Origin of the sequence: Pseudomonas sp. UBA5706 (genome assembly GCF_002419965.1) — a bacterium.
Lineage (GTDB): Bacteria > Pseudomonadota > Gammaproteobacteria > Pseudomonadales > Pseudomonadaceae > Aquipseudomonas.
This window is the reverse complement of the sequence record NZ_DIHC01000011.1, coordinates 1-383: the sequence shown is the minus strand read 5'-3', so window position 1 is coordinate 383 and position 383 is coordinate 1.

The window sequence follows — 383 nt, the reverse complement described above, 5'->3', positions numbered from 1 at the left end:
GCTTGCCCGCGATCTGCCGGGCACCGGCAGCAAATCCTGAGCATGGGGTCTGTCTGATTCAACCAAGGCGGCTGGTTTTACTACCGCTGCGCGGTAGATCGCGGGCAAGCCACGCTCCTACGGTCTGCGGCCAGAAGCAGAGGCCGCGATCTTCATACCTTGATACCTTCATCACTGGACGGGTTCCTGATCGTTCCCACGCTCTGCGTGGTAACGACGCCTGGTCAGGGGAAGCATTCCTACGCGGGCGTGGGAACGATCAACATTGGACGTTCCGTGTTCTGGGCGCTTGGTTCTGGCCGCAGGCCGTAGGACTCCGGCTTGCCGACGATCTGCCGGGCACTGGCAGCAAATCCTGCGCATGGGGTTTGTCTGGTTCAACC